Annotated in this window: 6 protein-coding genes; 2 read left to right on the top strand and 4 right to left on the bottom strand. The window is 48.4% G+C overall.

Annotated elements, in window-relative coordinates:
* Positions 1-22: 22 nt before the first annotated feature.
* The 4 genes from DCW36_RS19535 to DCW36_RS19520 all read right to left on the bottom strand — a co-directional run bounded on the left by DCW36_RS19535 (position 23) and on the right by DCW36_RS19520 (position 6,956).
* Entirely contained in the window at positions 23-3,049 is a 3,027-nt protein-coding gene (locus DCW36_RS19535; RefSeq protein ID WP_114778436.1) for a BNR-4 repeat-containing protein, read from the bottom strand.
* A 95-nt stretch (positions 3,050-3,144) separates the two neighbouring features.
* A complete protein-coding gene (locus DCW36_RS19530; protein ID WP_114778435.1) occupies positions 3,145-4,035 on the bottom strand; it encodes a T9SS type A sorting domain-containing protein in 891 nt (296 codons plus the stop codon).
* Positions 4,036-4,564: 529 nt separating this feature from the next.
* Entirely contained in the window at positions 4,565-5,407 is an 843-nt protein-coding gene (locus DCW36_RS19525; RefSeq protein ID WP_240676249.1) for a glycoside hydrolase family 16 protein, read from the bottom strand.
* A gap of 307 nt (positions 5,408-5,714) precedes the next feature.
* Complete coding sequence (locus DCW36_RS19520) at positions 5,715-6,956, bottom strand: NAD(P)/FAD-dependent oxidoreductase (protein ID WP_114778434.1); 1,242 nt, start codon at positions 6,954-6,956, stop codon at positions 5,715-5,717.
* A gap of 781 nt (positions 6,957-7,737) precedes the next feature.
* On the opposite strand from DCW36_RS19520, the gene DCW36_RS19515 reads away from it, so the two are divergent.
* Both DCW36_RS19515 and DCW36_RS19510 read left to right on the top strand, forming a co-directional pair.
* Complete coding sequence (locus tag DCW36_RS19515; RefSeq protein WP_114778433.1) at positions 7,738-9,864, top strand: bifunctional aldolase/short-chain dehydrogenase; 2,127 nt, start codon at positions 7,738-7,740, stop codon at positions 9,862-9,864.
* A gap of 198 nt (positions 9,865-10,062) precedes the next feature.
* A complete protein-coding gene (locus DCW36_RS19510; RefSeq protein WP_114778432.1) occupies positions 10,063-11,346 on the top strand; it encodes a TIM barrel protein in 1,284 nt (427 codons plus the stop codon).
* Positions 11,347-11,471 lie beyond the last annotated feature (125 nt).

Here is an 11,471-nt window from a genome sequence, read left to right as displayed (position 1 = left end):
CTGCTTGCCTTCAGCCTGTTGATTATTGCACTACCAGTGTTTTATTTACCGAACCTTTGGAACTGACTACTTTCGTTACATAAAACCCTGGTGCAAGGTCGCTGATATCCAGTTTGCTTTGCCGGACAGGATTCAGGCTGAGCTGTTTGTGTAACTTTCCTGCGATGCTGTAGATGTACAGTTCCACCACCTCGTTTAAAGTACCACTGGCGGCAAAATACAAACCATCAGCCCGCTTAACCGGGTTCGGATAAATTTGATAGTCTGGTACTGTTGCCAAATCCTTTTCTGTTGAAGTAACGGTCCGCTCAATTTTCAGTGAATTGATTACCCAGTTCACATCCGAACCGCCTTCGTCGGCAAAAGTGAACCGGAGGTAGTTACCGGTCACGTTCACGTCAAATTCGGAAGTAACATAGCTGCCTGCCGCAGCCGATACACCGGAAACTTTTTGCTCGCCGTTTACATAAATGCTCATGTTGTCGTGCGGGAACGACAAGTCGCCCTGCCTGGCGGTAATGTGGTAAGTACCGGGCTGCACAAACACCATAAAATCGGTACTGGCAGAGGCCATGTTAAAATCCCGCAGTTCGTCAGAAGCAGCATTGCCTCTGTCTCTGGACAATACCGGCGCCTGCCAGCCAAAAGAATTTTCCAGCATGATGGCATTATGCATTTTAAGTGCTCCACCGGTAACAGGCGAATCGCTGGTGCCAAAGTCAAAATAGGTATTGCCTTCATACACCGGCGGCACTACCCGTATGCTGGTTTCGGCAGTTACGCCATTCTGAGCGGTGGCGGTTATGGTAACTGTTCCCGTACCTACTGCCGTTACCAGGCCGTTTACAACCCGTGCCACGCTTTCGTCCGACGAGGTCCAGGTCAGGCTTTTGCTGCTGGTAATAAAGGGGTAAAATGTAACAGAAAGCTGCTTGCTCAGCCCTTGTGTTAGCTCTGTTTCGCCGGGTGTGATTTCGATTCTATCCACCGTCGTTACGGTTTCACCCATCTGGTAGACAATGGAGGTATTGTAGTTGGTGTAGTGCACATAGGTGCCCCGCATCCAGAGCACATCAAAGTATCCTTCCTTATGATGCCGCGGCACAATGGGCCGTACATTGAGCAGGTGCGCAGGCGTGTTCCAGGTGAGCGCCGTAGAGTCCCAGCTGACACCTTGATCAGGAGTCGTAAACTTGAATATTTCAAACACGCCTTTTACCGGCTTGGACAGGTAAACAACTGATGGGTTGTCGTAGTCTAAAGAGATGCCGCCGGAGTAGTTTGGCTCTTGTTCTGATGCACCGGGCCGGGTTTGCGGAAACCATTTGCCGGCATCCGTAAGCTGCTTCCGGAACCATTGGGTGCCGGTCCAGCGGGCATAATGGTAGCGGTGGTCCGTACCGGTCGGGAAGGAGGCATATACCATGACGGGGTTGTTGTCTGCATCAACAGTGATATCCCATATCCAGCCTTTGCCATTGCTGGCATTGTATACTACCTCCGCTTCGGTATCAAGATTTAACGCAGTGGCAGAACCAGTATAGTCTTTGATGAAGGTGCCGTCTGCTCTGTAGAATTTGCCGTCTTTAAAACGGGCGTAGTATATTTTGTTGTTTGGTTCGTTGCGGGGATGCCCGGTGGTAACGGCAATATGAATGGCGCCTGTGGCATCCTGGGCATAGCGGGTATAAGGACGACCGCCACCGCCTGTAATAAATTGTTGCGGCGTACCTACGGTGGCGCCATTATCGTCTGAAACAACCAAGGTAGGATGCCAGTTGATGCCACGGTAAAAAACGTAAATCTGCTCCCCCACCTGGAAGGGGTACGGGTAAGTCACATTCGTACCATAGTTCAGCACAGGCCCCCAGGAAGTGATATCTTCCGGATTGGTAGAAATATACTGGTAAACAGGACCAACAGTGTGTTTGGAGTAGTAAACTATAATACGCCCGTCGTTGCGGATCAGGATGGCCGGGTTGTCGTGGTCGTCTACTTCCAGCCGTTCGTGCAGCCGGTGTTCTTTGTATTCGCCTGTTTCGTGGTTATAAGCCGATATCCAGATATCGCCCACGCTGTTCACCCACGAGAAGTAGGTCTGCTCTTTCTGACCTTTATGATAAATAGCTCTCGGGTCGTTGAACCAGCACCAGGCGCCATCCCTGTTGAGGGTGTCAATGTTGCTTAGCTGCAGAAAGTCTTCAGGAAAAGAGGCTGTCACCGGGATTTCCAGCACATCGCTCCCCTGCTGTACCCTGATGTTTCCCGAAACATTGCCAGTAGTTGTAGAGGATACCACCACGGTGCCACCGGTAGCAGGCAGTGTGGCAGCAGAAAGCCCAATTCCGGCAGGGGCTGTCAGGGTAATACCATCTGCAGAACCATTCGGAGAAATGGCTATGCTTGTTTCCGGCTCATAGTAATTCAGCTGCACCGAGGCCACGTTGCTCTCCAGTGCAGGCGGTATCTCTACCAGACGTAACTCACCGATGCCGCCCAATACGGCCAGGTTATTGACCTGTATCGTTACATAATAAGTTTGTGCTGAGGCTACATAAAAGCTCATATCGCCGGGCAGGAGCTCATTTCGGGCGCCGGCCACAAATTCTTTGGAGGCAATTACATCCGTACCTGCCTTGTTTCGGCTGATCTTAACCGTATAGGTAGGCACCGATCCATTATTCCACCATTCATAAATCCAGGAGAACCGGTACTTCTTGTTGGCCTCCAGGGCTACCGGGTAACTATAGACGGAATTCAGGGTAGTGGAACCGGCGCCATCCCAGCGAACCATCAGCAAACGGCCTGTATAATTGCTACCGTTCAGCGTATGCCCTGAAGTTACATCGGCATAGCGGATGCCGCTGGTGGAGTTGGCATAGTTAAAGGTACCCGGCGAAACTTCCCAGCCATACCTGTCCGGGAAAGAGGTAGCAGGATTTGTGTCGCCGTTGCCCTCCCAGCCTGCCAACAGGTTTGCCTGGCAGCTACCTGCCGTACGAATTAGCAACAGGAGGCAGCCCAGGAACAAGATCTTTATTATTTGCATATCAAGCTTACTGAAATTAAAAGAAAAAGCTCCTTATGCTTTGCCTGGTTGTAGGGTGACCAGGCAAAACATAAGGAGCCTCCCACAAGATGTTATTACTGTACTACAAGGGACTTGCTGAACACCCCTTTGCTGGTAACCACTTTCGCTACATACATACCAGCAGACAGGTCGCTGATGTCTACTTTTTTATCCTGAGCAGCGTTTATAGTCAGCTGCTTCAGCACCTGACCGGTGGTGTTGTAGATGTAAAGCCTGGCAGACTCGTTAGCGCCAGTGGCTGCTATACGAAGACCTTCAGTACGGTTGCTTGGGTTAGGGTAGATGGAGTAGCCGGATGCAGCCAGATCTTTGGCTGCGCTTGTTGTAGTAGTTGCTACTAAACTGAAGTTAGAGAAGCCACCCAGTACAGCCTGATTAGATTTAAATGTTATATAGTATGTGCCTGTTGATGGCGCTGTGAATGTTATTTCACCAGACTGCATCACATTTCGTGTCTCGGCAAAAAACTGTTGGGTGGTTACATTATCTGTACCTGCCATATCCCTGCTGATGCCAACGGTATAGGTAGGAGCGTTACCATTAGACCACCACTGGTACAGCATGGAGAACCTGTAGGAAGTACCTGCCTGAAGTTGTACCGGATAACTGAACACGTAATTAATGGTATTCGATCCGGCATCCCAGCGAAGATAAAGTACTCTACCTGACCAAACAGCCCCATCACGCATCGTCTGGGGATTTGTTGACGCATCAACATCCCTGTACCGGACGCCACTGCTGGCATTGGCAGTATTCCATACTACGTGGTTTGCCTCATCCATACCACCTTCTCCTGTTCTTACAGCCCAACCGTATTCAGTTGCAGCACCTCCTCCCAAACCATCCGGCCCAGCCCAGTTAGCCATCAGGTTGGTCTGACCAAAACTGATAGTATTAATGCCTACTATCAAACACACTAAAGCGAGTAAATTTTTAATTTTCATAAGTTGTTAATTAAGGGTTTAATTTTTTTTTGTTTGTTTACCGAATGCTTGTTAGGCAAATCTATTAGCATTCCCACAAAATAAAGGGGGTGGAAATAGTATTTAAGAGGTGGTAAAATCCTACTATTTATCAAAAAGGCTACTTATGCAGGTAAGTTTTACTGTTGGTCAGGATTGAAGAAGCAGCAACGGTTGTTATCAACCCTGTTATCTTCCTTGCTATCGTTTACCGGGCAGCAACCAGATTCTTTTACCTGTTACAGACAGCGGCATACCTTATCTGAAAAGTTAAGACGGAGCTGCACCTCTCCTGCTCCGCCGGGTCGGTTATCAGCCAGAAAAATACTCTTGTGCCGTTTTCTCTTCTCCTTTTTCAGAGCGTGATATCCCTGTACCCCATGGCCACTATTACCAGGGCGTAAATTGTGAAGACGATGGAATCAATGGGGAGCAAAACCCCAGGTTGAAGTCATTTGGCCGGAAAAATGAGAAGTAAAAAATTATGCTGTTAACCTGTAGAAATCGTTTCTTATGGTGCCAAAGCTGATTTCCGGGTACTGTCTTTTATTTTCTGGTAAACCCTTACATAATCCACTTCATAGGTTTTAGGAAAAGGGGTATTGACCGGGTCTCCCCCGTTAGAACCCAATGCCAGGTTTAGCAACAGGTAGTGCGGTTGCCTGAATGGATGAAAGCCATCCGGATTTGCAGAGGTATTTATATCAATTTCATTCAGCAGCTCGCCATCGAGGTACAACCTGATGTAGTCTTCGGTCCAGTCCATCTTCCAGACGTGGAACTTATCCGGCCAGTCCGGGTCCTTTTGCAAAAAAGTCGCGAAAGGTATTTTTTCACTGTCCCAGGCAGCTCCGCCCTGCGGGTGCTTCCAGGCGGCATTTGCCAGAATGTGCGGCTTGCCGTCTATGCGGTAGTACTCCATCAGGTCTATCTCGCCGTTTGCGGGCCATGGCTTTGTTATTCCAAGTGTCCAGATGGCTGGCCACATCCCCCGGGCTGTGTCCAGTTTAGCACAAACCTCAAAAATACCATACTGGAATTCTTTTTTACCACGGGTGTGAATACTCGTGGCAGAATAGGAGGCATACTCCTGGTTTTTCCTCCAGTCTTTACTCCCCGGCTCATACTTTTCATTTTTCACTTTTTCCCGCCTTCCTTCTATCACCAGCAGTCCATTCTTCACGCTCGCATTGTCGGCCTGGTAGTACTGCAGTTCGTTATTCCTGACAAAGCCTTCTTCATAAGACCAGGAGGTACTATCCGGCTTTCCAGCCACCTCAAACTCATCGTTCCACACCAGTTCATACCCTGCTACGCGGGGAATTTTTTCGGGACCTTTTCCTTGATTCCCCATCAGGGAAGGCTGGCACTGACTAAGCCCAAAGCAGCATATTAACGCCCAAAACAAGTTCCTGGCACTGTACATGAGTAGGAGTTTCAAAGTTTATCGATTTATAAATAGTGTACCACAACCTTTCTGCTGCACCTTTTTACCTGTTCAAGCTTCCACGCAGCAGCAGTGGTTGTGGTGGGTAGTGCAGTAAAGTTTTTATGCACATCACAAACGTTTGTTCCGAAAACGAATCAACCAAAAGTAGCGGAACTTACGCAGTCCGACAGGGGGTTATTTCATAATTTCAGGGGGGAAATTTACAACGAGGTTAAAACAAGCCAGCGCCTTCTCCGCCTGTCGCACTGCTTAAGGGATGTACCGCTATTTTTTTCAGGACCATATCCGTTAACCACTCCCCAATAGCAGGAGCCAGATTTATGTACCCTTTGCCAAAACACACATTTTCGAAGTACGCCGACGCACCAACACAGGCCATGCCATTGGAATATGACTGCCGCAACCCGTGCAGCTGAAGCGGTATGCCGGCAGCGGCATCCTTTTTATGCTCGAAATACCGACCTACAATCGTATTGATACGGCTTCCAGGGCACACTCCCAGTATTTTATTGAGATAGTTTGTTTTTATCGCACCTCCGATATGTAATTTGTTTCCCACAGGAGTTACCATAACCTGTTCTTCTACGAGCATAACAGATTTGCTTAAGGATGGAAGATTGTCAGCTGTAAACTGAACCCCTTTGTAAGCAGGCAAGGTTAGCTGCAGTTTACCAGCTACGTCACCGGTACATGCCTCAGCACAAATAATGACATGATCGCATGATACGTTTCCGGCCGATGTCTGTACACTTCTTATACTTTTCCCGGATGACACATAATTCAGAACGCTTGTATTTTCAAGAATGGTTACCCCCTTTTGCCTTAGGTACCTACCGAGGAAAGTCTTCAGCATTTTTGGATCAGGGCAAGCATCTCCCGGGTACAGCACTCCTCCCACCACGTTCAGGCGTACGTGTGGCTCGAGTAACTGAACTTCCCGCCTTGTCAGGACCTGCGCTTTTATACCCTGCATGTTAGCACGATGTGCAACTTCGTTTTCATGCTGAGCAGCTGCATCTGTTTTGAAGAGCATCAGCAGTCCTTTTTTCTCCATTCCAAAATCAGCAGACAGATGTGTTTCTGATAACTGCAGGTACAGGTCTTTACTTCGCATGCTCAGGTGCGCCAGCCCCTGCATGCTGTAATCTGGCAGGTTTCCGGAAGTGTAATTGTTTGAAAGAAAGGACCACTGGCCAACTCCTGCGCATTCTTTTGATTTGATATAAAAGGGTTGGCGGCAGGCTTCTACGCGTCTGGTACTATTCGTAGCAGCTGTTTCTGCCATGAAAAGTTGAATGAGATGATCCGGCATCCCCACCCCGTCATCTCCACTGGCATCATCACGCGCTATGGCATTTTCAGCCACAATGGTTATTTCTAATCCCGCTTTCGCTAAATAATAAGCTGTAAGCAAACTCAGCACCCCTCCTCCGATAATAACAATTTTTCTCATATCAAATCCATTCTACCTTGTTGCACAAATACCTTCCCTGGCATGGCAGGCAGCCAAAACAAGATCAGTTCGTCACTTACTGCCCGCCCGATCGCACACACTTTTACAGGTTACTCTGTGCATGACTTTTAAACAATTAATCGTTAGTCAAAAATAAAATTATCCAGCTGCTGCCACAGGAGGTAAACTCGTAAATAAACAGGGCTTATTCGATTTCAATCACAGAATCTGAGGAAACAGGGCGGAAACGAGCTTCTAATAGTTGTTACTCAGAACAGGTAAATTAACCGGTTGGTATTCGTTACTGCTGGTAGGCACCCCTTTAACTTCGGAAGAAAAAGCCTCCCTTAGGAGGTCCTGCCTATAGAGCTGCTAACCGTAACCGGGAAAGCATAAAACTCACAAAAGCAGGTGCAGTTCTTGCTGCCACCACCCTTTGGCTTCCACCGCGGGAGCAAAAAGTCTGCTGCACCACCCACCACTCCCTTTCCTGCTGCTTAAACGAACACCAACTTACAAACTCCTGCACCGAACGAGGCGGCACCTGCTTCCGAAAGCTCTTATAGCATAACATAACCTGTAACCGAACTTTTAATACTATATCCGGAAAGTCTAATCTTTTACAGGACAGTACAGGATAGAAAATTTAGGTTTAGTTTCTATTTTTGTTTTTATATACACAAATTGCATAGAAATAAGCGTTATACAGACAGTTAATTACAGAAATCAGGAATTCTTTTATTAGATTTAAAACAGGGACAAACAATAATTATTTTTTAACATGGAAAACACTGTATCGGCTACTACTTTCAAGCATGTAAGCTATCTATGGGATGAGAAAGAAGCAGCCAAACTTGCCGGAGATGAAGTTGCCTTATTAATTTACAGATCAAACCTGCTGGGTGCTGACCTCAGGTTAACCAACTATGGCGGAGGGAACACTTCCTGCAAAGCCATGGCAAAAGACCCGCTTACCGGCGAAGAAACCGAAGTAATGTGGATCAAAGGTTCAGGTGGCGACATTGGTACATTAAAGCGTAGCGGTCTGGCGGCACTCTATGTAAACCGCCTGCGTAGCCTGAAAAATGTGTATCGTGGCATTGAACACGAAGATGAAATGGTGGAGCTTTTCAACCACAGCATCTTCGACCTGAACTCAAAAGCACCTTCTATCGATACCCCGCTGCACGGCTTCCTGCCGTTCAAGCACATCGACCACCTGCACCCCGATGCAGCCATTGCCATTGCTGCCGCGAAAGACGGCAAGAAAATTACGGAAGAATTATTCGGCGGTACCATCGGATGGGTAGACTGGCAGCGTCCTGGTTTCGACCTGGGCTTGCAATTAAGCCAGTGCCTGGAAGAAAATCCTGGTATCCGTGGAATCATGCTGGGCTCACACGGCCTGTTTACCTGGGGCGACACGGCTTACGAAAGCTATGTAAACACGCTGGAAGTAATCGAGAAGTGCGCGGAATACCTGGAGCAGAACTACGGTAAAAAAGGTCCTGTTTTTGGTGGTCAGAAAATCGAAAGCCTGGATCCGGAAAGCCGTAAAAAGCAGGCTGCTGCCATTGCACCGGTACTGCGCGGTTTCTGCTCAAGCGAGCGCAGCATGATCGGTCACTTCACCGACGATGTCCGCGTACTGGAGTTCATCAACTCAAACGACCTGGAAAGACTGGCTCCACTAGGTACCAGCTGCCCGGACCACTTCCTCCGCACTAAAATCAGCCCGCTCGTGCTTGACCTGGCACCAGATGCCGACCTGTCGGACGTAGCTGCGCTGAAAGAAAAATTAGCTCCTGCATTCGAGGCGTATCGCCAGATGTACAAGGACTACTACGAGAACCACAAGCACCCGAACAGCCCGGCAGTACGCGATACCAACCCGGTTATCATCCTGTACCCAGGCGTAGGTATGTTCTCTTTCTCCAAAGACAAGCAAACAACCCGCGTTGCTTCTGAATTCTACATCAACGCCATCAACGTAATGAAAGGCGCTGAAGCGGTTTCTGAATACACGTCGCTGCCACGCCAGGAAGCTTTCGACATCGAGTACTGGTTGCTCGAAGAAGCCAAGTTACAGCGTATGCCGAAGCCAAAAGCACTTTCCGGTAAAATCGCTTTGATTACAGGTAGTGCCGGCGGTATTGGTAAAGCTATCGCGAAGAAGTTTGTAGAGGAAGGTGCTGTTGTAGTACTCAACGACATGAACGAAGAGCGTTTACAGGGAGCAGGCGAAGAATTCAAGTCCAAATACGGAAAAGATTCTTATGCCACTGCTGTGCTCGACGTAACGAAAGAAGATCAGATTAAAGGCGCCATGGATGCCGCTGCCTTAGCGTTTGGCGGTGTAGACATCGTGATCAACAACGCAGGTCTGTCTATCTCTAAATCCATCCAGGACCACACCCAGAAAGACTGGGACCTGTTATATGATGTACTGGTGAAAGGCCAGTTCTTTGTGACACAAGCTGCTGTTGAGGTAATGCGTAAGCAGAATATCGGCGGTGATGTGATCAACATTGTAAGCAAAAACGCACTTGTAAGCGGACCAAACAACGCCGGTTACGGTAGCGCCAAAGCGGCTCAGTTACACTTAAGCCGACTGAATGCTGCTGAGCTTGGCGGCGACGGTATCCGTGTGAACGTGGTTAACCCCGATGCCGTTATCTCCGACAGCAATATCTGGGCTGGCGGCTGGGCTGAAGGCCGTGCCAAAGCATACGGTATCACGGTAGCTGAACTGCCTGCTTACTATGCAAAACGCACCTTACTGAACCAGATCATTTTACCGGAAGATATTGCCAATGCCTGCTTCGCTTTTGTTGGCGGACTGTTGAGCAAGTCTACCGGAAACGTACTGAACGTAGATGGTGGCGTTGCCATGGCCTTCGTAAGGTAGTGCAGTAGCGCAATAAGTAATTTATAGGCAACGGTGCGTGCGCAGGTTTATTTTTAGCAAAGACAGATTAGGTAGTTTTTATTGAGTAGTTTAGTTTAAAATAAATTCACAGCTAAAAATCAAACCAGGTACACGTACCGTTGCCTATTTTAATTCATCAACTGATTGCGATAGGTTAACTCTAAATAAAGCATAAGTATGATACTAGACAAATCGCTGATCGGGCAGTACAATGACTCGCAGCGTTCTTCCCACCAGAAAAAATTTAATGCACTCTCTTCTGTACTAAGCGACGAAGGCCATGATGTAAGCGCACTGGTAAAAAAACTGGCTGCCTTTCAGATTGCCATTCCCAGCTGGGCACTAGGTACAGGCGGTACCCGCTTTGGCCGTTTCGCCGGAGGCGGTGAACCAAGAAGCCTGGAAGAAAAAATTGAGGATGTAGGCTTGCTGCATGCCTTAAACCAATCGAGCGGGGCTATCTCGCTGCACATTCCGTGGGACATCCCGCAGGATTACAAAGCCATCAAACAACTGGCAGCTTCTTTTGACCTGCAGTTCGATGCCGTTAACTCCAACACATTCCAGGACCAGCCAGACCAGAAACTTTCGTACAAGTTCGGTTCTTTGTCGCACACAGATAAGAACGTGCGCGACCAGGCTGTTGCCCACAACATTGAAGTAATTAAGCATGGCATCGAGTTAGGTTCCAAAGCCCTTACTATCTGGCTGTCTGACGGTACCGACTTCCCGGGCCAGCAGAACTTCCGCCGCCAGTTCCAGAACACCCTGGATTCCATCAAGCAGATTTATGCCGAACTGCCTGCCGACTGGAAAGTGCTGGTAGAATACAAGCCATACGAGCCGCATTTCTACTCCACCGTTATTGCTGACTGGGGCAGCTCCCTGTTGTTCTGCCAGAAACTTGGCGAAAAAGCAGTAGGACTTGTTGACCTTGGCCACCACCTGCCAAACACCAACATCGAGCAGATTGTATCGCGCTTCCTGATGGAAGGCAAACTGGGCGGTTTCCACTTCAACGATTCCAAATACGGCGACGACGACCTGACTGTAGGTTCCGTGAAGCCTTACCAGCTGTTCCTGATCTTCAACGAACTGGTAGAAGGAATGACCAGCTCCGAAGTAAACAATCCGGAACTGAGCTGGATGATCGACGCCAGCCACAACATCAAAGATCCGCTGGAAGATTTGCTGCAGTCGGTAGAGGCGATCAAGATTGCCTATGCGCAGGCTTTGATCATCGATCGTAAGGCCCTTGAAAAAGCACAGCAGGAAAACGACGCTACCCTGGCGCAGGAAATCATGCAGAACGCTTACCGCACCGATGTACGTCCGTTGCTGGCAGAGGCCCGCTTACAGGCAGGTGCTTCGCTAAACCCTGTTGCTTTCTACCGCGAAAACAAAATCAGGCAGGAACTGATTAAGCAACGTGGCGAGAAAACGTTTGCGACCGGTTTGTAATATCTTTCCTGATTTTGCATTGTCATAAACAAATAACAGAAAGCCGGAGAACACTACTCTGGCTTTCTGTCTGTTTAGGTATTTTGTTCCACTTTGAAGCTAATTTTGTAGGGAAAAAATTTCTG

Origin of the sequence: Botryobacter ruber (assembly GCF_003347595.2) — a bacterium.
Taxonomy (GTDB): Bacteria; Bacteroidota; Bacteroidia; order Cytophagales; family Hymenobacteraceae; genus Pontibacter; species Pontibacter ruber_A.
Note: the sequence above shows the minus strand (reverse complement) of the source record. Positions and strands in the feature narration are given on the sequence as shown.